This is a genomic window from Billgrantia sp. Q4P2 (assembly GCF_052806135.1).
On record NZ_JBRBAI010000005.1, the window covers coordinates 134,053 to 159,169 of the forward strand.

Sequence of the window (25,117 nt, forward strand, 5' to 3'; positions counted from 1 at the left end):
GATGTCGCCACATTTGTTCTTATCCTGGCGGCACCGCCGCCTTGTCCTCTGCCGCTTCGCTGTCGGCTTCAGTTGCGCACGTTTACGGTACTGGACTGGGTACCGCGAATGATCGTGACCTGGCGCGGTGCCTGGGCCACGGTGGTGCGTTGTGGCGGCGGCGAGCTACGCTCGCGGGGCGGCTCGACACCGAGCAACTCGCGCTGGGATGCCAGCAGGTCGGGTTTGTCCTCCTCATCCAGGGGATTGCGCAGGGTCAGCTGGACCTTGCCCTCCTGGGTGGCCTTGACCAGCGTCTCGGCGTCCTGGGTCGTTACTTCGAGAGTGACGGCACGTACGATTACCGGACCGTCGCGTTCCTGGTTGGCGATCTGGTCCACCGCCAGCACCTTGAGGTTGCGCAGCACCGTCTTCGACTCGACGCTGTCGCGGCTGCCGTTGCGCCTGCTGGAAACCACGTCCACCCGGTTGCCCGGTAGCAGGAAGCCGGCCACGCCGACCACGTCGTCGACGCGTACGCTCATGGCCCGCATGCCGGGGTCGAGCAGCGCGGCCAGGGCGCTGCCGCCCAGGTGTTCAGCCACGCGGCCCTCATGCAGGATCTCGCCGGCATAGATCACCTGGTTGCTGACCCGCCCCACCACGTTCTCGATGTCGTTGAAGCTGCCCGGCGGTACCGAATCCGGCGGCAGCCGCAGCACCTTGAGGTCGCTGGCCTGCACCGTGGTACCGAAGGGAATCTGCAGCGCGGCCACCACCACCTGGCCGGCCTCGGCCAAGGCATCGTGCTCGTCACTCTGCTGTTCCATCCAGCTCATGGCGATCAGTGCCGCGCCACCGGCCATCAACATCGAAATGGCAAACATCGTGGCAATGCCTTTCTTCTTCATGACGCACTCCTCCCACTCGAGGCGGTATCGCCGCGGGTGCGGACACCCCCCGAGAAATCACCGAAATAGGTTTGCCATGCCCAGCACAGGGTGTCCCGATCGGGCACCGCAGAGCCGTGGTAGTCGAGTTGATCCTGGGCCAGGTTCAGCAGATCGCGTGGATGACAGGCAAGCAGCGGTACACCGTGTCGGCCATGTAGTTCATCGATGGCGAATTCCGCCAGGCTTCGGTCGAAGGGCAACCCCTGGGCACAGCACTGCTGCTGCCAGATCGCCAGGTAGGCCGGCCTCGACAACGGAGCGAAGCGGATCTTGTAGCCGATGCGGCGCAGGAAGGCGGCATCGGCCAGCGACAGCGGGTCGAGGTTGGTGGAGAACACCAGCGCCACGTCGAAGGGCACGCTGAAGTGGTAGCCGTTGCTCAAGGCGAGAAAGTCGCGGCGCTCCTCCAACGGTACGATCCAGCGATTGAAGAGTTCGGTGGGGGTCATGCTCTGGCGGCCCAGGTCGTCGATGATCAGCATGCCGTTATTGGCCAGCAGCTGGACCGGCGCCTGGTGGATATGGGTGGCGGCGTCGTATTGCACCTCGAGCCGCGCCATGGTCAGTTCACCGCCGGTGACGATACAGGGGCGATGGCAACGCACGTAGCGCGGGTCGTGGCCATGCTCCAGGTAGAGCTGCGCGGCGCACGGTGATTCGTCCGGCGCTTCAAGGGTATGGTGTACGGCGGGGTCGAAGCAGCGCACCGCCTTGCCCCCCACCAGGATGGCGTGGGGTATCAGTACCTCCCCCGGCAGCAGCCGCACCAGGCGGCGGGCGATATAGCTCTTGCCGGTGCCTGCCTCGCCATGGATGAACATGGCACGGCCGGAGTGCAGCCCGGGGCCGAGTTGGTCGAGCAGCGCTGGGTCGATCACGGTATCGTCGAAGGCCGCCATCACCGTCTCGCGGCGGATGCCCACCTCGCTGAGCGCCTGCTCGCGGACCCGAGTGCTGTACTGCTCCAGGGTGAGCGGGGCCTTGCCGCTGTAGCCATCGCGGTTGAACGCCTCCAGCGCCGAGGCACGGCCGCGGTCGGTCAGGCCGAAGCGCAACGCCCCCGCCTCGCCCTGGCCGCGCACCTCCACCCGCCCCTCCTCGCGCAGGAAACGGCTGACTTCTTCCACCACACTGCCGGCCAGGGCACTCTCGCGGCTCAGCTGATGCAGGTCCATGACGCCCTGCTCGAACAGCTGCTTGACCAGCAGGTCGCCCAGGTAGAGCATCGAGAGCCCCGTTTCCGCCACCGTGCCGGGGCGCGGCGCGCGTCGTGCTGCCGCATTGCCGTGGCTGACATCCTCTAGGGGGGTGGCTTCAGGGAGCATGATCGGCCTCACTTTTTCATCGTAATGTTTGGTAAATGAGTGGCCTGGCAATGGCCGCTGGGTTCGTTTTCTTGTTCTTGTTTTCCCACTAGCCCAGCGGCCATTGCCAGATCATCCATCCGCTCGTACCCAGTGCAATCGCCACCGCAAAGGGAAACTTTCGACCCATTACCTCGCCTTGTTCCGGCTTGATATAAATCGGCTTTCCCGTCACGACCAGCGCCTTCGCCATCAATCCATAACGTGCCATTGGTGAAGCCGTCTGGCGAAACAGCACGGCAAACAGGATATAGCCAATGGCGATCAGTGAGCCCGCCAGAATGCTGGCCAATGCGGCCTGAAAGGCACCCAACGGCCCCAGAAAAGTACCTACCGCCGCCATCAGCTTGGCATCGCCTGCGCCGGTAAATCCCAGCAGGTAGCCGGGCATGAATACCGCCAGGCCTACCAGCAATCCATAGCTGGCGGCCAGGACACCGCTCGAGCCTGCCAGCACTCCCTGCAGCAACAGTCCAGCAGCGGCCCCGGCCATAACGAGGGCATTAGGAATACGGCGTTGTTGTAGATCCCAAGCAGCTGCACTCCAAATCAGAAGGAAGCAGGGGATCAACAGTAGCTCATAACTCATAACACCCTCTTCATCTGTCATTTAACTTCTTTTAAATATTGCGCCGATTTCCCAATCGGCGCATGTTTTTCAGTAATCAGTCAGCACCGCCACCACCAGGAACTGAAACACTTCCAATTCCATCTGATGCAGTCCCTAATGCTTCACCTATGCTAGTAAACACATCAGCAATCTCTTCACCAAGCATCGCATAACCAGCCACGAATGCTGCCACCATAAGCGCGGCAACCAACACCCATTCCACCGTCTCGGCGCCTTCCTCATCCTTCCAGAAACGCTCGACCCCTTGCATCAGCTTGTTCATGTCGTTTCTCCTACGTTTTTGTCAAACAACCTGGGTTGCGTCGTTCAAGGAGCGCCGGGATTTACGTACGCTCACGTGACTCAGCATCGTAGTTACAATTCAGTTACGCTTGGAGAATCTTGCAAAGCAATGGAAGGATCTTGCAGAAGAGGGAAATGAGGTGCGCGATTGCGCACAAATTGATTTTCCTGTACAGGGGCTATACAGTCGAAATCCCAAGGTAGAATGGATATTGCGAATTTGTTGTCACATTCAATGCCGCCAAGATGAGTAGGCTGATGAGGAAGCGCCCATGGATGTGGCGCCCTCTCGCGCCTGCCGAACCACGACAAGAGCCCCCATGAACACATCGCGCCTTTTTGTTTCTGCGCCGGCCCGTCCTGCAGCGGCCCGGCGATTGGCTGTGCTGATCGGCCGGGTCTCCCTGGCCGCCGCTCTCGCCCTGACGCTTACTTTCACTCTCGCCGCCGGCCTGCCCGCGGCTGCCCAGGAACGCACCGCCGTGATCGGCGCCCGGGCCGACCTCCTGCCCTGGTCCGACCCGCTGGAGGCGCTCGGCACCCTGCGTGCCGATGAGAGCGTGACGCTTTCGGCCACGGTGACCGAGATCGTCGCCGAGCTGAACTTTCGCGATGGCGAAGTCGTGGAAGCCGGCCAGTTGCTGATCCGGCTGGAAGACAGCGAGGAACGCGCCCAGCTGCGTGTCGCCCAGGCCCTGCGCGACGAGCGCCGCAGTGCGGTGGAGCGCTTGACCCAGTTGCAGAGCCGCAACATGGCCCCACGCGCCGACGTGGAGGACAGCCAGGCACGGCTGCGCCAGGCGGAGGCGGAAATCCAGGCGCTGGAGGCACGGCTGACCAACTACCGGCTGCGCGCGCCCTTCGGCGGCGTGGTGGGCTTTCGCAACATCAGCCTGGGCAGCCTGGTCACCCCCGGCACCGAGCTGGTCACGCTCGACAAGCTCGACGTGATGAAGCTCGACTTCAGCGTACCGGAGGTCTACCTGGCGATCCTCACGCCCGGCCTCGCGCTAACGGCACGCAGCGTGGCCTTTCCCGACGAGATCTTCGAAGGTGAAGTGGCCAGCATCGGCTCGCGGGTCGACCCCGTCAGCCGCAGCGTCACGGTACGCGCCGAGATCGACAACCCCGACCTGCGCCTGCGCCCCGGCATGCTGATGGAGGTGGTGCTGCAGCGCAGCCCGCGGCAGGCCGTGGTAGTGCCCGAAGCCGCGCTGATTCCCAGCGGCGACCGCCAGTACGTGCTGGTGATCGACGAGGCCGACGAGAACCGCGTGGAGCGGCGCGAAGTGCGCATCGGCGAGCGCCGTACCGGCCAGGCCGAGGTCCTCGAGGGGCTCGAGGCCGATGAGCTGGTGGTTTCCCACGGCGTACAGCGTGCCCGGGAAGGCGATCGCGTACGGCTGCTGGGCATCGCCGACGAGGAAAATTCCATCCGCGAGATTCTCGAGGCGCATCGCGACGAGGGAGACGCCTGATGCGCCTGTCCGACATCTCGGTCCAGCGGCCGGTGCTGGCGACGGTACTGGCGCTGCTGATCGTCGCCTTCGGCCTGCTCTCCCTGCAGCGGCTGTCGCTGCAGGAGTACCCTTCCATCGACCCGCCGGTCGTCAGCATCGATACCCGCTACCCCGGGGCAGCGGCCAACGTGGTCGAGTCGCGCATTACCCAGGTGCTGGAAGACCGCATCGCCGGTATCGAAGGCATCGCGGTGGTGACCTCGTCGAGCGAGGATGGCCGCTCGCGGATCAATATCGAATTCAACCTCGACATGGACATCGACGCCGCGGCCAACGACGTACGTGACCGCATCGCCGGCGCCCAGCGCAACCTGCCCGACGACGCCGACCCGCCCGAAGTGCAGAAGGCGGATTCCAGCGAAGAGATCGTGGTGTGGCTGAGCCTCTCCGGCGAAGGCTATTCCATGCCGGAGCTGACCGACTACGCCAACCGCTACCTGGTCGATCGCCTCTCCGTGCAGCCCGGCGTGGCCCGGGTGCGCCTGGGCGGTGGACGCGACTACGCGATGCGGGTGTGGATCGACCGCAACGCCCTGGCAGCGCGCAACCTCACCGTCAGCGACGTCGAGAGCGCCCTGCGCGCCGAGAACGTCGAGCTGCCCGCCGGCTCCATCGAATCCCGCGAGCGCCAGTTCATCGTGCGCCTGCCGCGCAGCTTCGCCGCGGCGGAGGACTTCCAGCGCCTGGCCATCGACCAGGGCAGCGACGGTTACCTGATACGCCTGGGCGACGTGGCCCGGGTCGAGGTCGGCTCGGTGGACGACCGCTCGATCTTTCGCGCCAACGGCGTGCCCATGGTCGGCCTGGGCATGATGATGCAGTCCACCGCCAACGTGCTGGAACTCTCCCAGGGCGTCCAGGCGGAGATGGAGCGGCTGCAAGCCACCCTGCCCGACGGCATGCAGCTGAGCCTGAACTTCGACGCCTCGGTGTTCGTGGCCGGCGCCATCCAGCAGGTGGTGCTGACGCTGTTCATCGCCATGGGGCTGGTGGTGGTGGTGATCTTCATGTTCCTCGGCAACGTGCGCACCACCCTGGTGCCCGCGGTGACGGTGCCCATCGCCATCATCGGCTCGTTCAGCGCGCTGGCGGTGATGGGCTTCTCGATCAACCTGCTGACGCTGCTAGCGCTGGTGCTGGCCATCGGCCTGATCGTCGACGACGCCATCGTGGTGCTGGAGAACATCAACCGGCGCATGCACGACTACGGCGAAACGCCTCTGGTGGCGGCCTTCCGTGGCACCCGCCAGATCGCCTTTGCCGTCATCGCCACCACCCTGGTGCTGATCGCGGTATTCGTGCCGCTCAGCTTCCTGCAAGGCAACGTGGGCCGGCTGTTCTCCGAGTTCGCCCTGACCATGGCGGCGGCCGTGGCCATCTCCAGCCTGCTGGCGCTCACCCTCACGCCGATGATGGCCTCGAAGATCCTCAAGCCCAGCATGGGCGACAGCGCCGCGGCACGCGGCGTGCAGTGGCTGCTCGAGCTGTCGCAGCGGATCTATCGCGCCCTGCTGGAAGCGGTGCTCAAGGCGCGCCTGGCCGTACTGGCCGTGTTCCTCGCCCTGATCGCCGCCACCGTGTGGATGGCCGAACGGCTGCCCAACGAGTACACCCCCCAGGAGGATCGCGGCAACTTCATCATTCTGGTCAGCGGCCCCGAGGGTGCCACCTTCGACTACATGATGGATTACATGGACGAGATCGAGCTGCGCCTGCAGCCGCTGGTGGACTCGGGCGAACTGCAGCGCGTGGTGATCCGCGCCCCGCGCGGCTTCGGCAACATCGAGAACTTCAATGGCGGCTTCGCCATCATCAACATGGCCGAATGGGGAACGCGCCGCAGCGCCTGGGAGATCATGGACGACGTACGCCAGCGCCTGGCCGACCTGCCTGGCGTGCAGGCCAGCCCGGTCATGCGCCAAGGCTTCGGCCAGCGCGTGCAGAAGCCGGTGCAGTTCGTGCTCGGCGGTGGCACCTACGAACAGCTCGCCGAATGGCGCGACCTGATGCTCGAGCACATTCGTGAGCACAACCCTCGCCTGGCGGGCCTGGAAAGCGACTACCGGGAGACCCAGCCGCAGCTGCGCGTGGATATCGACTACGAGCGGGCGGCATCGCTCGGGGTCACGGTGACCGAGATCGGCCGCACCCTGGAAGTGTTGCTGGGCGGACGCAACGTGACCCGCTACGTGGACAACGGCGAAGAGTACGACGTCATCGTCGAGGGCGATCGGGCCAGGCAGAGCAGCCCGCGCGCGCTGGACAACATCCAGGTGCGCTCGTCCCGCTCGGGCGAGCTGATTCCCCTGGCCAGCCTGGTGACGCTAACCGACTACGCCGGCGCCAGCACGCTCAATCGATTCAACCGGATCCGCGCCATCACCCTCGAGGCCAACCTGGTGGACGGCTATCCGCTGGGCGAGGCGCTGGAGTACCTGGAACAGACGGCCGCGGAGATACTCCCTCCGGAAGCCCAGACCAACGTGGCCGGCCCCTCCCGCGACTATCGCGAGGCCAGCGGCGCCACCACCTTCCTGCTGGTAATGGGCGCCCTGGTAGTGTTCCTGGTGCTGGCGGCACAGTTCGAGAGCTTCGTGCACCCCTTCGTGATCATGCTCACCGTACCGCTGGCCATGAGCGGCGCCCTATTCGGCCTGTTGCTCACCGGCCAGTCGCTGAACATCTATAGCCAGGTGGGCCTGGTGATGCTGATCGGACTGGCGGCCAAGAACGGCATCCTGATCGTGGAATTCGCCAACCAGCTGCGCGACCAGGGCCTGGCCTTCCGCGAGGCCCTGCTCGAGGCCTCGGTGACGCGCCTGCGCCCGATCCTGATGACCGCCGTCACCACCATGGCCGGTTCCATCCCGCTGATCGTCTCGACCGGGGCCGGCGCCGAATCGCGCATGGTGATCGGCACGGTGATCATGGCCGGCGTAGCGGCCGCCACCTTCTTCACGCTGTTCGTGGTGCCGGTGGCCTACGACCTGCTGGCTCGTCACACCGGCTCGCCCGGCGTGGTGAAACAGCGCCTGGAAGCCGAAATGGCCAAGGCGCCTGCCGATCACTATTGAGTCCGAAGGCAAGAAAGCACGAAGGCCACCCCCAGGGTGGCCTTCGTGCTTCTTGTCGCCAGCGATGACGCTCAGCAGTCGCCGAGGCGCTCGCCCTCGATGGCGGTTTCCAGTTGCATCTGCCCCATCGGCGATTCGGTATCGATGTTCACGTTGCCCTCGACGCGCTCGCCCAGGAAGGCCATGCGGCCATCGATGTTCGCCTCACCACCCTCGGCGCGACAGATCATGCGGTAGTCGATACCGTCGGCGGAGACGTTGTGCTCCAGCAGCTCGCAGCCTTCCTCCACGTCGAGGAACTGGAAGTCGGCATCGTCGAGATCGCCCTGCACGATGCACTCCTGATGGCTTTCCGTCTGGTCGGGAATCGGCACGTCACCCCTCACCGAGGTGGTGCTGGTGAACTGCCACTGGCCTGGCACGATATTGGGCGTTTCGGCCAAGGCCGACAGCGGGAACATCAGCACGGCAGCGGCAAGCAAGGGTCGAAAGGACATGAAATTCTCCGTTGTGTGGGTAGGCATGGCAGAGAAGCGGGCTCCTCTCGCGACACGACACGCTCAGCTTACCCCAGTAGCAACGGGAAATGGAGGAAGCGCGGCACAAGTTATTGCTCCCTCAGGAGGGAAAAGGAGCAAGCCTTTTCGGTCAATGTCAGCTCTTCCAAGGCCAGCGGACGTCCGAACAAATACCCCTGGAAGGCCTCGCAGCCATGTTCCAGCAGCCAGCGGTGCTGGGCCTCGGTCTCGACTCCCTCGGCCGTCACTTCCAGCCCGAGACTGTTCGCCAGGGTGATGGTGGTGGTGACGATGGCGGCATCTACCGGGTCGTCGAGCACGCCATCGACGAACGACTTGTCGATCTTGAGTTCATCCAAAGGAAGCCGCTTCAGGTAGTTCAGCGATGAGTAGCCGGTGCCGAAGTCGTCCAGGGCAAAGCGTATGCCGAGCTGGCTGAGACGCAGCATGATGTCACGCACCCGCTCGGGCTCTTCCATCAGCAGGCTCTCGGTGACTTCCAGCACCAGCCGGCCAGGATTGGCGCCGGTTTCCTCCAGGACGTCCTGGACCCGGGCAACGAAATCGGGCTGATGGAACTGCACCGAGCTGACGTTGACCGCTATCGTCATCCTCTCCTTGTCGCTCTCCTGCGCCCACGTGGCCAATTGCCGGCAGGCGGTTTCGAGCACCCAGTAACCGATCGGCAGTATCAGCCGGTTCTTCTCGGCCAGAGGAATGAAAAGGCCAGGCGGCACCAGCCCGCGCTGGGGATGCTGCCAACGGATCAATGCCTCGACGCCCGTCACCCTGGCACGGGCATCGACCTGGATCTGGTAATGCAGGCGCAGCTCATCACGCGCCAGCGCCTGGTGCAGGTCGGCCTCGAGATGTACCCGCTCCATCACGTCGGCCTGCATGTCGGCATTGAAGAAACGCAGGGTATTGCCGCCCGCCATCTTGGCCTGCTGCAGGGCGATGTCCGCCTGACGCATGGCACTGTCGACGTTCGCCTGGCCGTTGGCAAACAGGGTGATGCCGATGCTCGCCGAGATGGGCAGGGTCAGCGCCTGGTCGTCGTCGGTCTGGGCGCTGGTGATCTGCCCCAACAGCTTCTCGGCCACGCGTTCGGCGGCATGGGCCGCCTGCTCCACGTCGAGGCCGAGATCGTGGATCAACAGCACGAACTCATCGGCCCCCAGCCGCGCCAGGGTGTCGCTCTCGCGCACGACTTCATCCAGCTTCTGTGCCACCTGGCGCAGGAAACGGTCGCCCCGCTGCAGCCCCTGGGTCTCGTTGATGACCTTGAAGTCGTCCAGATCGATGAACAGCAGGGCGGCATAGCGTTCACTGCGACGAGAACCCTTGACCACCATCTCCAGCCGGTCGAGCAGCAGGCGCCGGTTGGGCAGCCCCGTCAGCGAATCGTAGAACGTCAGCCGGTGCTTGCTCTCCTGGATATCGCGATATTCGGTGACGTCGGTGGAGATGCCGCAGAGTGCATGAATCGAGCCATCGGCTCTGCGCATCGGCAGCTTGATCGAGAGGAAGGTGAAGACGGTTTCCTCCTTGCCCTGCACGTACCCCTCTTCCACCACGACCTTCTCGCCCTGCTCGAGGACTCGCCGGTCGTTGAAGTGCAGTTCCGCCGCCGTGATCGAATCGAAGAGGTCGCTGTCGGTCTTGCCCAGCACCGACTCGGCCGGCAGGCCCACGATCTCGCAGCCCTTGCGGTTGACATACTGGTAGCGGAAGTCACTCGACTTGACGTAGATACAGGCGTCCACGCTGTCGAGTACGGTCGTCAGCTCTGCATGGCTGGCCTGCAGCCTGTCGGCTTTGCGAAGCAGCCTGAGGCGATCCACCAGCCCCACCACTACCAGGGCCGACACCACGACCAGCGCTATCAAACTCCAGCCGGCAGGGGGCGTGGCTCCCCCCTCGGCGGAGGCAGAAGCGAACGCGAACGACGGCAGGCCGGCCCCTAGGCCGGCAAGAGCGAACCGACGAGCCTTGAACAGCCAGTCAGAATTGGACATCCCGTCACCCGTTGGAAGGATACGCTTAGTTATAGCAGATAATTCTAAATTAACCGAACGAAAGCAACGCACACGACGCGTCGCACCGCCACACACGACGGGTCGATCATCTGCTCTCGGCCACCGCCCCTTCGTTCCCATGGCAGCCGACCTTCCATCATCCCCCGTGAAGCGGGAAAGCAAAAGCAAAGACTTCGCCCCAAGGTGACGGCTTTTCCGGGTTTGGAATTTCGGCAGGAGGGTCGCATGGGGGTAAAAAGGTGAGCCCCCAGAAAGCAAGAGCCCGGCCTTGCGGCCGGGCGAACTCTCGCGTCCTTGCTACCACCTCGATCATCCTGACCGAGCTTCCCTGGTCGTTGCGTCTTCCTGACCCGGCTTCCTTGCGGAGCTTCCTTGCTCTTGCTTACAGCATGGCAGCTATCCAGCAAAATGCCGTTAACGTGGGATATGCTTCTTTGTAGGAAATCTCTGACAAATGATGTAGGACAATTCCCTACGACAGCCGCATTAGCCTTTCTCATACGGCTGTTATTCGCGTATGCAACAGAGACCCCGGCCGGTGGTCGGGGTCAGGTGCGATGAGACGCAATATTTTGGCGAACCCGCAAGAGCACGCATGAGCAGGCATCTCTCGCATCGGGCATTGCCGTCTCGAAGTGCTCGAAACAGCAAATGGGGGCGCAGTGCGAACCGATCCCACGATAAGAAAAGCCCGACCGCAGGGGCCGGGCTTTTTATCGACGCTTCCCTATCCAGCCCACCTTGGGCTTCCTGCCCAAGCATCCCTGGTATGAGCATTCCGTCGCTCGGCCTTCCGTGTTGGGCCATCCATTGCCCCATACAGATACCATGGCACAGGAATACGGATCGTGGGTTAACCCAGGATAAAAATCCTTGTAAGAGATTTACTACAAAGTATGTAGGTAAAAGCGCACGTTGGCTCGGCCCCCAGCATCAGAGCCCAGATCGAGCAGGAGGGGCAGGTGCCTCCCCGTCTTTCCAGATGCCAAAAGGCCGTCGATCATGAATCGACGGCCTCTGATCGTGCGTCAGCGCGGCCCGCGGGCCCAAGGCTTACTTGGCCTTGGAAGCGGTTTCCTTGACTGCCTTGGTCGCGGTCTCGGTGGCCGACTGGAGGCCTTGCTGGGCCTGCTTGACGCTGCCCTCGGTCAGCTTCTGGCTTTCCTGAACGAAGTCCTGCTGCAGGGCTACGATCTTTTCGGCATCCCCCTTCATGCGCTCGGTCAGGTCCTGGATTACCTGCTGCTGGCCTCCCAGGTAGGAACGCAGACCCTCGGCATCCTTGACCTCCACCAGTTGGTGCAGCTGCGCCAGGGTGGTGTCGGTATAGGCCCTGGTAGCGTCGAGCTGGGCATTGACCAGCTTCTCGGTAAAGTCGACGGACAGGGCGGCGAAGGCGCGCGCCGGGGCGAAGAACACGGACTCGAGCTGAGCGGTGTCGAACTTCTTCGCGTCGAATGCGAATGCGTTGGTCATGATGGGAACCTCCGTGGTTCTGATGCCATGGAGCGGGGGATTCCCGCTCTGCGGCATATCACACACGATAACAGAGGGTTTTGTGCAGTGCAACATAAATCAGGCATGGCTGCCCGCCAGTCGATGCCAGACACGCTCGAGTTCCAGCGTCGACGCGTCGAACCATTAGGCCAGCGCACAAACACGAGAATGAATTGCCAAAGCATTGTTCTATGTGGCCAGCGTTTCCAGCCACAAAAGGCGCGTGCAGCCGGGCAGAACGTGGAAACTGGGGTCCACTGCTCCTGGGCAAGATCAGGTGTACGAGTGCATTGAACTGGACTACAACAGGCAACGTTGGAACAGCGAGATTGGACTGATCAGTCCCGAGGCCCTTGAGGCCAGGAAAATTGTATGGAAGAAATGCAGAAGGGGAGCCCCGCTGATGCGGGACTCCCCTTCTATCACGATTCTGTGGCGGAGGGGGAGGGATTCGAACCCTCGAAGCCTTTCGACTTACACACTTTCCAGGCGTGCTCCTTCGACCACTCGGACACCCCTCCACATTGTGGTCCTCACGCCCGCTGGCCGTGCCTTGTGCGTCAGAACGGCGCAAAGTCTAACGGCTTAAGTGCGCGTTTGCAAGCCGGTTTTCGGCTTTCGGGGCCGTCAGCTAGCGGGCAGCACGGCGTAGTCGCCGCGAGCTTCCAGGCATAGGGTGTCGCCGCACCAGAGCTGTTGCACCAAGGCGATACGGCCACGCCCGCGGCTCGCCAACTGCTCGCCGAGCGTCCCGGGGCCCTGCTGGCTCTCGGGAGCGCAGGTGAGCCGGTAGTCGCCGGTAACCGGCGCCAGGAAGCGCTGGCTGGCCTCGGCGACGACGACATCGCGGGCATGGCCGCGCTGGCGTAGCCACAGAGTGGTCCAGCACCAGCCCAGCAGGGTGGTCTGGGCGGTGAGCCCGCCGCCAAAGCCGGTGCCCTTGTCGTTGAGGTTGGGCGTGAGCGCTAGCTCCCACACCAGGCGCTCCCCTTCCCAGCGCATCTGGCGGATGCCCAGATGCTCGACCATGGGGATGGCCTCGCCGAGCCAGGTGAGGAAGACTTGCGGGTCGTCGCGCTGGCCCGGCTCGGGCAGCGGCAGGCGCGGGTGAGGTACGCCGACTTCGCGCATCGTATCAGGTCCAGCGCTCGACGAAGTCGCTGAGGCGATGCTCGGCGATGGGTTTGTGGCGTCCACCGAGCTGGCCGAGGTAGATGAAGGCGATCAGTTCATCGTCCTCCTCCAGGCCGAGCCCCTTGCGTACGGTGGGGTCGAAGGCGTACTTGCCACTGCGCCACATGGCACCGAGCCCAAGGGCATGAGCGGCGAGAAGAATGCCGTGGCCGGCGCAGCCGGCGGAGATCACCTGCTCGATCTTGGGTACCTTTTCCACGTCGGGCGTGACCTTGGCGATCACGGCGATGACCATGGGTGCACGCAGTGGCTTCTTGCGCGCGGCGTCCAGGGCGGCGTCCTCGATGCTGGGGTTTTCGCGATACTCGGCCTCGGCGAAGAGTTCACCCAGCCGTACGAGCCCTTCACCGGAGAACTCGATGAAGCGCCAAGGCCGCAGTTCCTTGTGGTCGGGTGCCCGTAGCGCCGAACGGTAGATTGCTTCCATCTGCTCGGGGCTCGGCGCCGGGCCGGTCAACTTGCCCATCGAACTGCGCTCGTGCAACAGGGTGAGTGCGTCCATACGGTCTCTCATGCCAGGTCGTGAAGAAGGGATGACCGAACTTTACCAGTTGCCCCGGTTAGTGTCGTGCCAGGCCTACTGTCTCGCCAGGCGCAGGGGTGCCGGTGGGCGCTCGCCCGGCGTGGCACGCCAGGGGCTGATGTCGAGCCCGCCGCGTCGCACGTAGCGCGCCAGCACCAGTAGCCGCTCGGGGCTTGCCTTGGCCATCAGGTCCATGAAGATATGCTCCACGCAGTGCTCGTGGAAATCCTGATGCTGACGATAGCCGATCAGGTAGCGCAGCAGGCCCTCGCGGTCGAGCTTGGGGCCGCGATAGCGAATCAGCACGCTGCCCCAGTCGGGCTGGCCGGTGACCGGGCAGTTGGACTTGAGCAGGTGCGAATAGAGCGTCTCCTCGACGATTTCCTCGCCTACCCGCAGGTGTTCGGCGCTGGGTGTGTAGCCGTCGATCTCGATATCGAGTTCGTCGAGGCACTCGCCGGGCAGTCGACATACTGTGAGCGCCGCGTCGTCGACGTCGAACAATTCCACCGAGACCGGCGCCCCGGCGGCCTGGGCCAGGTCACGCTCGAGGGTCTTGATGACCTGCTCGCGGCTGTCGAAGCGGGTCTGGTTGAAGCCATTGAGGTAGAGCTTCCATGACTTCGACTCGATCAGGTTGGGCGACTCGGCAGGCAGGCGGAAGCGCGCCACGGCGACCAGCGGCTTGCCACGGGCGTTGAGCCAGCTGACCTCGAAGGCGTGCCACTCGTCCTCACCAACGAAGGGCAGCCTGCCCTCATCGATGCCCAGCGGCGCACGGTTCGCCGCGCGAGGAATGGGATAGAGCAGCCCGGCATCGTAGTGCTCGGGGTAGGCAGATTCGCGCCCCAGCGGGGCATGTTCGAGGGTATCGGGACGATGACTCATGAACGTATGCCTTTACCTTGCTCCAGCATCCATAAAGCGATGGCAAAGAGCACAATAATGAAAGCGAAGATGGCCGCCAGCGCCCAGCCCACTGGGATATCGGAGACACCGAGGAAACCGTGGCGGAACACGTTGACCATATAGAGGATCGGATTGAGCAGCGAGGCGTTCTGCCAGAAGGTCGGCAGCAACGAGATCGAATAGAACACCCCGCCCAGATAGGTCAGCGGTGTCAGCACGAAGGTCGGCACGATGGATACGTCATCGAACTTGTCGGCCAGCAGCGCGTTGATGAAACCACCGATGGAGAATAGCGCGGCGGTGAGCACCACCACCCCCACGGTGAGCAGCGGATGGGCCACGCTGATACGGGTGAAGAACAGCGATACGATGGTCACGATCGCCCCCACGCCCAGCCCGCGAGCCATGCCCCCAAGCACGAAGCCGGTGAGGATTACCCAGTTGGGCATCGGCGAAACCATCATCTCCTCTACGCTGCGCTGGAACTTGTTGGAGAAGAAGCTCGAGGCCACGTTGGAGTAGCTGTTGGTGATCACCGCCATCATGATCAGCCCCGGAACGATGAAGTCCATGTAGCTAAATCCGCCCATTTCACCAATGCGCGGGCCGATCAGGCTGCCGAAGATGATGAAGTACATGGCCATGGTGATCGAGGGTGGCAGCAGGGTCTGCGGCCAGATGCGCGTGAAGCGCTTGATCTCCTTGACGACGAGGGTCCACAAGGCAATCGCGACCTGAGTGGCGTTCATTTGCCCGCCTCCGCCTGCTCGGCCTCGCGGCGCTCGTCGTTGCCCTGCTCCACCATCGACACGAACATCTCCTCGAGCCGGTTGGCGCGGTTGCGCATGGAAACCACCTCGATGCCCTGCTCATCCAGGGCGGTGAACACATCGTTCAGGTGCTGACCGCGGTGCACCACTATGGCCAGTTGGGCAGCATCCACCTTGTGCACGTCGAAGCCCTCGACCTGCGGGGCTTGCGTTACCGGATGCGCCAGGTCGAGCAGGAAGGTCTCGGTGTCGAGTTCGGCGAGCAGCTCACGCACGCTGGTGTTCCGCACGATCTCGCCGTGGTTGATGATTGCCACGTTGCGACAGAGGCTCTCGGCCTCCTCGAGATAGTGGGTGGTGAGGATGATGGTGGTGCCCTCCTCGCGATTGATGCGGCGCATGTACTCCCACATGCTGCGGCGCAGCTCGATGTCGACGCCGGCGGTGGGCTCGTCGAGAATCAGCAGCTTGGGCCGGTGCATCAGCGCACGGGCGATCATCAGCCGGCGCTTCATGCCGCCCGAGAGCATGCGCGCGCTGCCGTTGCGCTTGTCCCACAGGCCGAGGTCCTTGAGCAGGCTCTCGGCCCGGGGCAATGCCTCGCGGCGCGGCATGCCGTAGTAGCCCGCCTGGGCCAGCACGATGTCGAGCACCTTCTCGAACTGGTTGAAATTGAACTCCTGAGGCACCACGCCCAGGTGGTACTTGGCGCGGGCGAAATCGCGGTCGATGTCGATGCCGAAGATCGAGACCTGGCCGGCGGTCTTCTGCACCAGCGAGCACACCACCCCCAGGGTGGTGGACTTGCCAGCCCCGTTGGGCCCCAGCAGGGCGAAGAAATCCCCCTGCTCCACATCGAGGTCGATGCCCTTCAGGGCGTGGAAGCCGTTGCCATAGACCTTGGTCAGGCCACGGATCGACAGCGCCGGTTCGGCCATGAGACATCCTTGCGTTGGGATGGAAAACGAGTTCAGAACATTAGGGCGCGAAGGGATTTTTCAAGCCTGGCCCAGGAAAAACGCAATATGCCCTCGCCCATGGGCAAGGTAATCGAAATTGTGTTAGAGGGGGCGAGCCTTGGCATTAGTAAGGCTGAAAGAAACTGGAGCGGGAAAGGAGATTCGACGGTCCGGCGCCCCGGCTTCCGGCCCGAGCCTTGGCATCTTGGTCGGTGAAAAGAAAACTGGAGCGGGAAAGGAGATTCGACGGTCCGGCGCCCCGGCTTCCGGCCCGAGCCTTGGCATCTTGGTCGGTGAAAAGAAAACTGGAGCGGGAAAGGAGATTCGAACTCCCGACCCTCGCCTTGGCAAGGCGATGCTCTACCACTGAGCTATTCCCGCTTGATCGGTATCGGTCATGCCTGCCCATGCAGTATAACCGAGAGGTGGCGTCCCATAGGGGGTTCGAACCCCTGTTCCCGCCGTGAAAGGGCGGTGTCCTAGGCCACTAGACGAATGGGACGCAGCAGCCAGACAATACGCTACCACCCCGAAGGGGTGATGGAGCGGGAAAGGAGATTCGAACTCCCGACCCTCGCCTTGGCAAGGCGATGCTCTACCACTGAGCTATTCCCGCACGTACGCAAGTCTATGCGATGAACAATGCAACCGCTACTGCGGATGCAACCGGAAGATGGCGTCCCATAGGGGGTTCGAACCCCTGTTCCCGCCGTGAAAGGGCGGTGTCCTGGACCACTAGACGAATGGGACGCAACTGGCGCTGAAGCTGGAGCGGGAAAGGAGATTCGAACTCCCGACCCTCGCCTTGGCAAGGCGATGCTCTACCACTGAGCTATTCCCGCACTTCAGTCCCGCACTCCGGTACCTGCTGAACCAGCGATGAAACGAGTGGCGTCCCATAGGGGGTTCGAACCCCTGTTCCCGCCGTGAAAGGGCGGTGTCCTGGACCACTAGACGAATGGGACGCAGCCGTCTCGCTCTCTGCCTCAACGAGGTGGCGCGAATCTTACTCAAGCCCCCCGAAGCTGTCAACTGTCGGCCTGGGTTGGCCGAAGCAATGGAAAGCAGCCAAGCTATGGGTGTCTGATGAAGACGTCGCACCAGCAGGAGAGAGAGGCCATGCGCAAGAAGATCGAGAAGAGCGATGCCGAGTGGCAAGCCCAGCTCACGCCGGAACAGTACCGGGTGACTCGGCAGCAGGGCACCGAACGCCCCTTCAGCGGCGATTACAAGGTTACCGACGAGCACGGCATCTACCATTGCGTCTGCTGCAATGCCCCGCTGTTCGAGAACGAGCACAAGTTCGAGGCCCATTGCGGCTGGCCCAGCTTCGACCGTCCGCTGGGCCAGGCGTGTGTCGAAGAGCGCCACGACGACTCCCATGGCATGCAGCGCACCGAGGTGGTCTGCGCCCACTGCGATGCCCACCTGGGTCACGTTTTCCCCGACGGCCCGCCCCAGACCACCGGGCTGCGCTACTGCATCAACTCGGTGGCCATCGCCTTCCACCCCGGCGAATAGCGTAGCTCCCTGCCCTGACGAGGCCGCCCTTCTGCTATGATGGGCGGCCTCGTACGGTTTGCAGGAGTGGACCATGCTCGGCTGGTATCCGGGACACATGAACAAGGCGCGCCGCCAGATCCAGGAGGCGCTGCCGGAGATCGACGTGGCAATCGAGGTGCTCGACGCCCGTTTGCCCTACTCCAGTGCCAACCCCATGCTCGCCGGCCTGACCCGCCATAAGCCGGTGCTCAAGATCCTCTCGCGGGCCGACTTGGCCGACCCGGAGCGTACCCGCGAATGGGTCGCGCATTTCGACTCGCTGCCGGATACCCGGGCACTGGCCGTGACCACCACCAACGCCCGCGAACTCAAGCGCATTCCCAAGCTGTGCCATGAGCTGGCCGGGCAGGTGCGCGCCGACCGCGACGTGCGGGTGATGATCATGGGCATTCCCAACGTCGGCAAATCGACCCTGATCAACGGCCTGGCCGGCAAGGCCATCGCCAAGACCGGCAACGAGCCGGCAGTGACCAAGCGCCAGCAGAAGGTGCGTATCGCCGGCCGCGTGGCACTGATCGACACCCCCGGCGTGCTGTGGCCGAAGATCGAGGACCAGGCCAGTGCCTATCGCCTGGCCGCTACCGGCGCCATTCGCGACACCGCCATCGACTACGTCGACGTCGCCGTCGTCACCGCCGCCGAGCTGGCCCGGCGCTACCCCGAGGCGCTCAAGGCCCGCTACAAGCTGGGCGAGCTGCCGCCCTATGCACCCAACCCGCAGGCCGAACAGGTCGAGGCCGACGGCCCGGTGCGCGTCGACCTGCTGGCGCTGGCGGGTTTCGACGGCCATGCGATTCTCGCCGAGATCGCCAGCCGCCGCGGCGGCCTGCGCCCCGGCGGCGAGGTCGATCTGCACCGCGGTGCCGAGGTACTGCTGCACGAGTTGCGCGACGGTAAGCTGGGCCGCCTGACGCTGGAGACGCCGGCCGACATTCCGGCCCCGGTGGAGGACGAAGAAGAGATCGCCGACACAGCGAACAACGATAGCGGCGCTGGCGATACTTCAGCATAATCACTGAGTTCCGGCAGTGCGCCTGACCGGAACCACCGGACACCACTGGAATCTCGGACACCTCATGGACACGCCCCCCCTATTCAGGAAATCGCACAAGCTCGACAACGTCTGCTATGACATTCGCGGCCCCGTGCTCGAGCACGCCAAGCGGCTGGAAGACGAAGGCCAGCGCATCCTCAAGCTCAATATCGGCAACCCTGCGCCGTTCGGCTTCGAGGCGCCGGAGGAAATCCTCCAGGACGTGATGCGCAACCTGCCCACCGCCCAGGGCTACTGCGATTCCAAGGGGCTGTACTCGGCACGCAAGGCGATCATGCAGGAGTGCCAGCGCAAGGAAATTCCCGGCGTCGGCATCGAGGACATCTTCATCGGCAACGGCGTCTCCGAGCTGATCGTGATGGCGCTGCAGGCGCTGCTCAACGACGGCGACGAGGTGCTGATCCCGGCGCCCGACTACCCGCTATGGACCGCTGCCGCCAACCTCGCCGGCGGCCACGCCGTGCACTACCGCTGCGACGAGCAGGCCGACTGGGCACCGGACATCGCCGACGTGCGCGCCAAGGTGACCGGACACACCCGTGCCATCGTGATCATCAACCCCAACAACCCCACCGGCGCGGTCTACCCGCCGGAGGTGGTGCGGGAGCTGCTGGCCATTGCCCGCGAGCACGATCTCGTGGTGTTCTCCGACGAGATCTACGACAAGATCCTCTACGACGATGCCGAGCACGTCTCCACCGGGGCGCTGGCCGACGAGGACCAGTTGGTGGTGACCATGAACGGGCTGTCCAAGAGCTACCGCTGCGCCGGGTTTCGCTCCGGCTGGATGATCCTTTCCGGCAGCGTCGCCATGCAGCGGGCCAGGGATTACATCCAGGGCCTCAACATGCTCGCCTCGATGCGCCTGTGCGCCAACGTGCCCGCCCAGCATGCCATCCAGACGGCACTGGGCGGCTACCAGTCGATCAACGACCTGATCCTGCCCGGTGGGCGGCTGCTGGCCCAGCGCGACATCACCTATGAGAAGCTCAACGCCATTCCCGGCGTGTCGTGCACCAAGGCCAAGGGAGCGCTCTACGCCTTCCCGCGGCTCGACCCCAAGGTCTACCCCATCCAGGATGACCAGAGACTGGTGCTCGACCTGCTGCTGCAGGAGAAGATCCTGCTGGTGCAGGGCACTGCCTTCAACTGGCCCGAGCCCGACCACGTGCGTATCGTCACCCTTCCCTGGGCCGACCAGCTCGGCGATGCCCTGGATCGCTTTGCCCGCTTCCTGTCGCGCTATCGCCAGTAACCGTCGGAGCAGACCCGATTTTTCGGCCCGGACTTGAAACCTACGATAACGGGCCGTATCTAATTCAGCAGATTTTTCAGGGCCGTCTCGTCGGCCCATCCCTTTGCGACTGGAGATTCCTGACGATGATGAGAATTCTGCTCTTCCTGGGCACAAACCTGGCGGTAATCGTCGTGGCCAGCATCACGCTGCGCCTGCTCGGGGTGGAGGGTTACCTGACCGAGCAGGGCATGAACTTCAACGCCCTGCTGATCTTCTGCTTCATCGTCGGCATGGCCGGCTCGATGATTTCGCTGTTCCTGTCGAAGTGGATGGCCAAGCGCGGTACCGGCACGGTGGTCATCACGCAACCGAGCAATGCTACCGAGAAGTGGCTGCTCGATACCGTGGCCGAACTCTCGCAGCAGGCCGGCATCAAGACGCCGGAAGTCGGCATCTTCCCGGCTCAGCAGTCCAACGCCTTCGCTACCGGCTGGAACAAGGACGATGCCCTGGTGGCGGTTTCCGCGGGGCTGCTCAACCGCATGCGGCCCGAGGAGGTACGCGCGGTGCTGGCCCACGAGATCGGCCACGTGGCCAACGGCGACATGGTCACCCTGGCGCTGATCCAGGGCGTGGTGAACACCTTCGTGATGTTCTTCGCCCGGGTCGTGGCGCACCTGGTGGACAACTTCCTGCGCTCGCGCAACGACGGCGCTGGCCTGGGCTTCATGGGCTACTTCGCGGTGGTGATCGTCGCCGAGATCGTGTTCGGCCTGATCGCCTCGGCCATCGTCGCCTGGTTCTCGCGCTTCCGCGAGTACCGTGCCGATGCTGCGGGCGCCCAGCTCGCCGGTTCCGGCGCCATGATCAACGCCCTGGCCAGGCTCAAGGCCGAGAGCGAGATGCCCAACGAGATGCCGGAAACCCTGACTGCCTTCGGCATCAACGCCGGCCAGACACGCAAGATCATGGAGCGCCTGTTCGCCAGCCACCCGCCGCTGGACGATCGCATCCGGGCACTCAAGGAAGCAGCCTATCGTTGAGGCCGCGCCTCCCCAGAAGCACAAGGGCCCGTCAGTTCAGTTCAATGGCGGGCTCTTCGCGTCAATGGGACTTGTCGTTCGAAACCAGTCAGTTCACGTTCAGCCCAGCCCCCCGCAGCCAGGGCGCCAGACTCACCGCCTCCGCACCCAGCTCGACCGTCAACGTCGAGAGCTCCCGACGCAGCGGATAGTTCGCGCGGCAGGCATCGAAGCCCTTGGCCATGCCCTGCCGCCGGCTCTCTCGTTGCAGGCTGTCGTGGTCGCGGCGCACGTCGTACACCGTGCGCAGGCAAAGCCTGATGGCCTCTTCGGGATTCAGCCCGCCCTCGAGCACCAGCCGGGATACGGGGGGCACCGGCAGCAGGTCGTCCAGGCCGAGCCGAGCCGGCAGCCCCAGGTGGCGAACCAAGGCGGTATAGATTTGGTGCGTGCCTCGCACTTTGCCGTCGAGGCTATGGCCGGCAATGTGAGGCGTGGCCAGTGCCGCCAGGTCACGCAGGGCCGGCTCGATGCCCGGCTCCCCTTCCCAGACATCCAGCACCGCACTGACATCGCCCTGGCCGGCCAGGCGCTGACGCAACGCCTGGCCATCGATGCAGTCGCCGCGCCCGGCGTTGAGCAGCAGCGTGCCAGGCGCCAACTCGGCGATGCGCTGGGCATCGAGCAGGTGGCGGGTCGCATGCGGCCCTTCGCGTACCAGCGGGGTATGCAGGCACAGCACGTCGCATTCGTCGATGAGGGTCTTGAGGTCGTGAAATCCTTCGCTACTCTCCCGCTCGGCACGGGGCGGGTCGCAGGCCAGGCATTCGAGGCCCATGGCCACCAGGCGCTGGCGTAACCGCCCGCCCACGTTGCCCACGCCGACGATACCCACACGACGCTCGCTGAGCCGCCAACCCTCTCGCTCGGCCAGGGTGAGCAGACTGCCCAGCACGTAGTCGACCACCGCCTCGGCATTGCATCCCGGGGCACTGGCAAAGGCGATGCCATGGCGCGTCAGTGCCGCCTGATCGACATGGTCGGTGCCGATGGTGCAGGTGCCGACGAAGCGCAGCCGCGAGCCCTGTGCCTTGGCCGCGTCGATGATCGCCGCATCGAGTCGGGTGATGGAACGAATCACCAGCGCATCGACATCGCGCAGGGCCGCGGCATCGATCTCGCGCCCCGGCAGCCTCACCAGCTCGCCCAGCGGGCCGAAGCAGGCCTCGGCACCGGGTACGTTGGCATCGACGAGAATTTTCACGTTCTCACTCCTTGACGGGATGGGTGGCAAAGCGCCAAGCGTGACTTGTGCCGTCGGCGTTTAACCTTACAATACCGCACGAAACCTTTGCGCTGCCTTCCGGCAGCGCCTCGATGCTTGTGGAGCTTCCGTGATCGTCCGCTGGGAAAGTGAACACGACTACGTACTGGTGCACATTCACCAAGACATGTTCGGCGACTGGATATTCAGCCGTGCCTGGGGCCAGATCGGCACCCAGTTCGGGGGCCTGAAGCACATGCTCGCCGACGATCACGACCAGGCCATGATGTGGCTCTCCGATGAAGCTACCATCCTGTCTTCCCGGGGCCTGCGCAAGGTACTCGAAGTAGAAGCCGAAAGCACCGAAGGCCAGGCCGCGGTGCGCCAGCTCTCGCTGCTCGATTCGCTATAAGGCTTGCAGCAAGTGGGCCTGGCGACCTAGCGATCCTCGTGAACGACCTCACGGGCATCGATCCAGTATTGCAGCAGCCCCAGCAGCTCCTCGCTTACCCCTTCCACCCGCTGGGCGTGTTGCTTCACCTGTTCGCCGTTCTCATGCGCCTTGAATTCCAGCGCCTCCTCGGCAAGCCGATCGTAGGCGGCATGAAGCGCGGCGATTCGCGCCGTGTGCTCGCCACCCTTGGCCGGCACGTCGTGCAGGGCGGACAACCACTGTTCCAGGCGGCTTTTGCGACAGCTTGCCGCCGGCGGTTCGGCCCGTTCTCCTTTCAGGTAGCGCAGCAGGCCGGCGGCACAGGCACGGTGGTCGACCATGGCATAGATGGCCTGCAATTCTTCCGGCTGGGCGCGCTGGCGCTGGCGCCAGGCAGGGTCGGGGCGCCACGACTCGAGCCAGCCCGGGATCGACTCGGCGGGCATGGGTCGAGCGATGGCGTAGCCCTGGCCCAATTGATAGCCCATCGCCAGCAGCATGCGCCCATGCAGCAGCGTCTCCACCCCCTCGGCAATGATGCCGCGGCGAAACGCGACGGCCAGCCCCAGCACGCCCTCGAGAATCGTCAGATCCTCCGGATCATCGAGCATGTCGCGTACGAAACTGCGGTCGATCTTCAGCACGCTGGCGGGAAGATGGCGTAGATAGGTCAGCGAGGAATAGCCGGTGCCGAAGTCGTCCAGCGCGAATTCGACGCCGAACCCACGGCAGGCCTTCATCACGCTTGCCACATGACCGACATCTTCCAGTGCGTTCGTCTCGAGCACTTCGAGCACGAGATCCCCAGGCGCCACGCTCGGGTGACGCACGATCTCGGCACGCAGACGCTCGACGAAGTCGGCCTGCTGAAGGTGAATGGCATCGATATTGACACTGACCGGCAGCCTGATGCCAATGCTGGCCCAAGCCTCGAACTGACCCAGCGCCTGGGCCAATACCCATTCGCCCAGGTCGATGGCCAGGGGGTGCTGCTGGATGGTCGGCAGGAAGGAAGCCGGGGCCAGGAGCCCTCGTTCCGGATGCCGCCAGCGGATGAGCGCTTCGGCCCCCACGACCTCGCCAGTGGACATGTTGACCTTGGGTTGGTAGTACAGCACGAATTCGTCATTGGCCAGGGCATCGCGAATACGCTCGACGCTCTCATGATGACCTCGCACCGCACGGTCGTGTTCGGCATCGAAGATATGGAAGCGGTTCTTGCCGGCCTGCTTGGCCTGGTACATGGCCTGGTCCGCCTGGCGAATGAGCTGCTCGGGCTCGATCTCGTCTTCGGGAGAGAACTGGACCACGCCGATGCTGCCTGAAACGTACAGGTAGGTTCCCTCGATTTCGATGGGCTCCACGATGCGCCGCAGCAGACGGTCGATGAGGCGACTCACGGTGGCCACCTCGCTCTGTTCCGGCAACACGAGGATGAACTCGTCCCCCCCCAGGCGAGCCACCGTATCGGCTTCGCGGAGAGCCGACGTCAGGCGTTCGGCAATGACCATCAGCACGCGGTCGCCGAAGTCATGACCGAGGCGGTCGTTGATCTCCTTGAAGCCGTCCAGATCGATGTAGGCCAACGATAGCTTGCAGCCGCTGCGCCGCGCCGCCAGCATGGCCTGGCGCAGCCTGTCGACCAGCAGGATTCGGTTCGGCAGCCCGGTCAGGCCATCGTAGAACGCCATGTCCTGGAGCTGGCGCTCGTACTCCTTCTGCCGACTGATATCGGTGAAGATTCCCACGAAATGCGAGATGCGGCCCTGCTGGTTGCAAACCTTCGAAATGGTGAGCAGCTCCGGGTAGGTTTCGCCGCTCTTGCGCCGATTCCACAGCTCACCTTCCCAGGCGCCTCTCTTGAGCAGCTCGCTCCACAGCGACTGGTAGAAGTCATCGTCCTGTTCGCCCGACTGAAGCAGGCGCGGGTTCTTGCCGAGGACCTCGTCGCGACGGTACCCCGTGATACGCATGAAGGCATCGTTGACTTCGAGGATGTTGCCCTGAGCATCGGTAATGATGATGCCCTCCCGAGCATGCCGAAACACGCTGGCTGCCAGCTCGAGATCCGCCGTCTTGCGTCGAACCGCCTGGCTCAACCTGACGTTACAGGCCACGCCCAGGCAGACCAGCAGCACCAGGCCGGCCGCGTAGGGCCAGTAACCGTGCCAGACGAAACCGGCTGCCTGAGCCGGGCCGGCCATCGTCATCAGGATCAAGCTCAGAGCAACGTACGACACCCGCTTCGGTTGCGGTGCATCCATTTTCCACCCCCACGCTACCGAGCCCTCGATTGTTGCCAATGTGCGGTCGCCTCACCACAGTAGTACGA

21 protein-coding genes and 7 tRNA genes are annotated in these 25,117 nt (G+C 63.9%); 7 read left to right on the forward strand and 21 right to left on the reverse strand.

Going from position 1 to position 25,117, the window contains the following annotated elements; translation table 11 throughout:
* Positions 1 to 68 precede the first annotated feature (68 nt).
* From cpaB to ACUY1T_RS10880, 4 genes are all read right to left on the reverse strand, one after another.
* Positions 69 to 890 (reverse strand): Flp pilus assembly protein CpaB, encoded by an 822-nt coding sequence (cpaB, locus tag ACUY1T_RS10865; RefSeq protein WP_446022673.1) that lies wholly within the window; start codon positions 888 to 890, stop codon positions 69 to 71.
* Positions 887 to 2,257, reverse strand: a complete 1,371-nt coding sequence (locus ACUY1T_RS10870) for an AAA family ATPase (protein ID WP_446022675.1) — start codon at positions 2,255 to 2,257, stop codon at positions 887 to 889. Before ACUY1T_RS10870 ends, cpaB begins: the two co-directional genes overlap by 4 nt.
* Positions 2,258 to 2,345: 88 nt before the next feature.
* Positions 2,346 to 2,906 (reverse strand): A24 family peptidase, encoded by a 561-nt coding sequence (locus ACUY1T_RS10875; RefSeq protein WP_446022677.1) that lies wholly within the window; start codon positions 2,904 to 2,906, stop codon positions 2,346 to 2,348.
* A gap of 55 nt (positions 2,907 to 2,961) precedes the next feature.
* Positions 2,962 to 3,189: a Flp family type IVb pilin gene (locus ACUY1T_RS10880; protein ID WP_446022679.1), complete on the reverse strand. Its 228-nt coding sequence runs from the start codon at positions 3,187 to 3,189 to the stop codon at positions 2,962 to 2,964.
* A gap of 340 nt (positions 3,190 to 3,529) precedes the next feature.
* Between ACUY1T_RS10880 and ACUY1T_RS10885 the strand changes: the two genes are divergently transcribed.
* Positions 3,530 to 4,687 carry an efflux RND transporter periplasmic adaptor subunit gene (locus ACUY1T_RS10885; RefSeq protein WP_446022681.1) on the forward strand — a complete coding sequence of 386 codons (1,158 nt, stop codon included), beginning with the start codon at positions 3,530 to 3,532 and terminating at the stop codon, positions 4,685 to 4,687.
* The gene (locus ACUY1T_RS10890; protein WP_446022683.1) at positions 4,687 to 7,803 is read left to right on the forward strand and encodes an efflux RND transporter permease subunit; all 3,117 of its coding nucleotides are present in this window, start codon (positions 4,687 to 4,689) and stop codon (positions 7,801 to 7,803) included. Before ACUY1T_RS10885 ends, ACUY1T_RS10890 begins: the two co-directional genes overlap by 1 nt.
* Before the next feature lie 71 nt (positions 7,804 to 7,874).
* Here ACUY1T_RS10890 and ACUY1T_RS10895 read toward each other — a convergent pair whose 3' ends face one another.
* The 15 genes from ACUY1T_RS10895 to ACUY1T_RS10965 form a co-directional block, all read right to left on the reverse strand.
* Positions 7,875 to 8,300, reverse strand: coding sequence for a DUF3617 domain-containing protein (locus tag ACUY1T_RS10895; protein WP_446022685.1), 426 nt, complete (start codon positions 8,298 to 8,300; stop codon positions 7,875 to 7,877).
* 110 nt (positions 8,301 to 8,410) lie between these two features.
* A complete protein-coding gene (locus ACUY1T_RS10900; protein ID WP_446022687.1) occupies positions 8,411 to 10,339 on the reverse strand; it encodes a putative bifunctional diguanylate cyclase/phosphodiesterase in 1,929 nt (642 codons plus the stop codon).
* 1,074 nt (positions 10,340 to 11,413) lie between these two features.
* Positions 11,414 to 11,836 carry a phasin family protein gene (locus ACUY1T_RS10905; RefSeq protein WP_446022689.1) on the reverse strand — a complete coding sequence of 141 codons (423 nt, stop codon included), beginning with the start codon at positions 11,834 to 11,836 and terminating at the stop codon, positions 11,414 to 11,416.
* A gap of 454 nt (positions 11,837 to 12,290) precedes the next feature.
* Positions 12,291 to 12,378: transfer RNA gene (locus ACUY1T_RS10910), tRNA-Ser, on the reverse strand.
* Positions 12,379 to 12,484: 106 nt separating this feature from the next.
* Positions 12,485 to 12,988, reverse strand: a complete 504-nt coding sequence (locus ACUY1T_RS10915) for a YiiD C-terminal domain-containing protein (RefSeq protein ID WP_446022691.1) — start codon at positions 12,986 to 12,988, stop codon at positions 12,485 to 12,487.
* A 4-nt stretch (positions 12,989 to 12,992) separates the two neighbouring features.
* Positions 12,993 to 13,553 (reverse strand): nitroreductase family protein, encoded by a 561-nt coding sequence (locus tag ACUY1T_RS10920; protein ID WP_446022693.1) that lies wholly within the window; start codon positions 13,551 to 13,553, stop codon positions 12,993 to 12,995.
* A gap of 75 nt (positions 13,554 to 13,628) precedes the next feature.
* Positions 13,629 to 14,462 (reverse strand): NADPH-dependent 7-cyano-7-deazaguanine reductase QueF, encoded by an 834-nt coding sequence (gene queF, locus ACUY1T_RS10925; RefSeq protein WP_446022695.1) that lies wholly within the window; start codon positions 14,460 to 14,462, stop codon positions 13,629 to 13,631.
* Entirely contained in the window at positions 14,459 to 15,232 is a 774-nt protein-coding gene (locus ACUY1T_RS10930; RefSeq protein ID WP_446022697.1) for an ABC transporter permease, read from the reverse strand. Before ACUY1T_RS10930 ends, queF begins: the two co-directional genes overlap by 4 nt.
* On the reverse strand, positions 15,229 to 16,191 hold the full coding sequence (locus ACUY1T_RS10935; RefSeq protein ID WP_446022699.1) for an ABC transporter ATP-binding protein: 963 nt from the start codon (positions 16,189 to 16,191) through the stop codon (positions 15,229 to 15,231). The genes ACUY1T_RS10930 and ACUY1T_RS10935 overlap by 4 nt, the downstream gene beginning before the upstream one ends.
* Positions 16,192 to 16,518: 327 nt before the next feature.
* Positions 16,519 to 16,593, reverse strand: a tRNA-Gly gene (locus tag ACUY1T_RS10940).
* A 45-nt stretch (positions 16,594 to 16,638) separates the two neighbouring features.
* Positions 16,639 to 16,714 (reverse strand) — tRNA-Glu (locus ACUY1T_RS10945).
* Positions 16,715 to 16,753: 39 nt separating this feature from the next.
* Positions 16,754 to 16,828, reverse strand: a tRNA-Gly gene (locus tag ACUY1T_RS10950).
* Positions 16,829 to 16,886: 58 nt separating this feature from the next.
* Positions 16,887 to 16,962 (reverse strand) — tRNA-Glu (locus ACUY1T_RS10955).
* A 17-nt stretch (positions 16,963 to 16,979) separates the two neighbouring features.
* Positions 16,980 to 17,054, reverse strand: a tRNA-Gly gene (locus ACUY1T_RS10960).
* Between the two features lie 47 nt (positions 17,055 to 17,101).
* Positions 17,102 to 17,177, reverse strand: a tRNA-Glu gene (locus ACUY1T_RS10965).
* Positions 17,178 to 17,331: 154 nt separating this feature from the next.
* On the opposite strand from ACUY1T_RS10965, the gene msrB reads away from it, so the two are divergent.
* The 4 genes from msrB to htpX all read left to right on the forward strand — a co-directional run bounded on the left by msrB (position 17,332) and on the right by htpX (position 21,109).
* Positions 17,332 to 17,733, forward strand: a complete 402-nt coding sequence (gene msrB, locus ACUY1T_RS10970; RefSeq protein WP_446022701.1) for a peptide-methionine (R)-S-oxide reductase MsrB — start codon at positions 17,332 to 17,334, stop codon at positions 17,731 to 17,733.
* A gap of 73 nt (positions 17,734 to 17,806) precedes the next feature.
* Complete coding sequence (ylqF, locus tag ACUY1T_RS10975) at positions 17,807 to 18,787, forward strand: ribosome biogenesis GTPase YlqF (protein ID WP_446022703.1); 981 nt, start codon at positions 17,807 to 17,809, stop codon at positions 18,785 to 18,787.
* Between the two features lie 64 nt (positions 18,788 to 18,851).
* The gene (locus tag ACUY1T_RS10980) at positions 18,852 to 20,084 is read left to right on the forward strand and encodes a pyridoxal phosphate-dependent aminotransferase (RefSeq protein ID WP_446022705.1); all 1,233 of its coding nucleotides are present in this window, start codon (positions 18,852 to 18,854) and stop codon (positions 20,082 to 20,084) included.
* A 125-nt stretch (positions 20,085 to 20,209) separates the two neighbouring features.
* On the forward strand, positions 20,210 to 21,109 hold the full coding sequence (htpX, locus tag ACUY1T_RS10985; RefSeq protein WP_446022707.1) for a protease HtpX: 900 nt from the start codon (positions 20,210 to 20,212) through the stop codon (positions 21,107 to 21,109).
* 88 nt (positions 21,110 to 21,197) lie between these two features.
* Here htpX and pdxB read toward each other — a convergent pair whose 3' ends face one another.
* The gene (gene pdxB / locus ACUY1T_RS10990) at positions 21,198 to 22,352 is read right to left on the reverse strand and encodes a 4-phosphoerythronate dehydrogenase PdxB (protein WP_446022709.1); all 1,155 of its coding nucleotides are present in this window, start codon (positions 22,350 to 22,352) and stop codon (positions 21,198 to 21,200) included.
* Between the two features lie 130 nt (positions 22,353 to 22,482).
* Here pdxB and ACUY1T_RS10995 point away from each other — a divergent pair, with 130 nt between their 5' ends.
* Entirely contained in the window at positions 22,483 to 22,764 is a 282-nt protein-coding gene (locus ACUY1T_RS10995) for a hypothetical protein (protein WP_446022711.1), read from the forward strand.
* 26 nt (positions 22,765 to 22,790) lie between these two features.
* Here the strand turns inward: ACUY1T_RS10995 and ACUY1T_RS11000 are convergent, their stop codons facing one another.
* Positions 22,791 to 25,049 (reverse strand): putative bifunctional diguanylate cyclase/phosphodiesterase, encoded by a 2,259-nt coding sequence (locus ACUY1T_RS11000; RefSeq protein ID WP_446022712.1) that lies wholly within the window; start codon positions 25,047 to 25,049, stop codon positions 22,791 to 22,793.
* Positions 25,050 to 25,117: the final 68 nt, after the last annotated feature.

Bases quoted from the DNA above. Each gene is read 5' to 3' on its own strand.
- cpaB (WP_446022673.1), bottom strand. From the start codon at position 890: ATGAAGAAGAAAGGCATTGCCACGATGTTTGCCATTTCGATGTTGATG.
- ACUY1T_RS10870 (WP_446022675.1), bottom strand. From the start codon at position 2,257: ATGCTCCCTGAAGCCACCCCCCTAGAGGATGTCAGCCACGGCAATGCG.
- ACUY1T_RS10875 (WP_446022677.1), bottom strand. From the start codon at position 2,906: ATGACAGATGAAGAGGGTGTTATGAGTTATGAGCTACTGTTGATCCCC.
- ACUY1T_RS10880 (WP_446022679.1), bottom strand. From the start codon at position 3,189: ATGAACAAGCTGATGCAAGGGGTCGAGCGTTTCTGGAAGGATGAGGAA.
- ACUY1T_RS10885 (WP_446022681.1), top strand. From the start codon at position 3,530: ATGAACACATCGCGCCTTTTTGTTTCTGCGCCGGCCCGTCCTGCAGCG.
- ACUY1T_RS10890 (WP_446022683.1), top strand. From the start codon at position 4,687: ATGCGCCTGTCCGACATCTCGGTCCAGCGGCCGGTGCTGGCGACGGTA.
- ACUY1T_RS10895 (WP_446022685.1), bottom strand. From the start codon at position 8,300: ATGTCCTTTCGACCCTTGCTTGCCGCTGCCGTGCTGATGTTCCCGCTG.
- ACUY1T_RS10900 (WP_446022687.1), bottom strand. From the start codon at position 10,339: ATGTCCAATTCTGACTGGCTGTTCAAGGCTCGTCGGTTCGCTCTTGCC.
- ACUY1T_RS10905 (WP_446022689.1), bottom strand. From the start codon at position 11,836: ATGACCAACGCATTCGCATTCGACGCGAAGAAGTTCGACACCGCTCAG.
- ACUY1T_RS10915 (WP_446022691.1), bottom strand. From the start codon at position 12,988: ATGCGCGAAGTCGGCGTACCTCACCCGCGCCTGCCGCTGCCCGAGCCG.
- ACUY1T_RS10920 (WP_446022693.1), bottom strand. From the start codon at position 13,553: ATGGACGCACTCACCCTGTTGCACGAGCGCAGTTCGATGGGCAAGTTG.
- queF (WP_446022695.1), bottom strand. From the start codon at position 14,462: ATGAGTCATCGTCCCGATACCCTCGAACATGCCCCGCTGGGGCGCGAA.
- ACUY1T_RS10930 (WP_446022697.1), bottom strand. From the start codon at position 15,232: ATGAACGCCACTCAGGTCGCGATTGCCTTGTGGACCCTCGTCGTCAAG.
- ACUY1T_RS10935 (WP_446022699.1), bottom strand. From the start codon at position 16,191: ATGGCCGAACCGGCGCTGTCGATCCGTGGCCTGACCAAGGTCTATGGC.
- msrB (WP_446022701.1), top strand. From the start codon at position 17,332: ATGCGCAAGAAGATCGAGAAGAGCGATGCCGAGTGGCAAGCCCAGCTC.
- ylqF (WP_446022703.1), top strand. From the start codon at position 17,807: ATGCTCGGCTGGTATCCGGGACACATGAACAAGGCGCGCCGCCAGATC.
- ACUY1T_RS10980 (WP_446022705.1), top strand. From the start codon at position 18,852: ATGGACACGCCCCCCCTATTCAGGAAATCGCACAAGCTCGACAACGTC.
- htpX (WP_446022707.1), top strand. From the start codon at position 20,210: ATGATGAGAATTCTGCTCTTCCTGGGCACAAACCTGGCGGTAATCGTC.
- ACUY1T_RS11000 (WP_446022712.1), bottom strand. From the start codon at position 25,049: ATGGATGCACCGCAACCGAAGCGGGTGTCGTACGTTGCTCTGAGCTTG.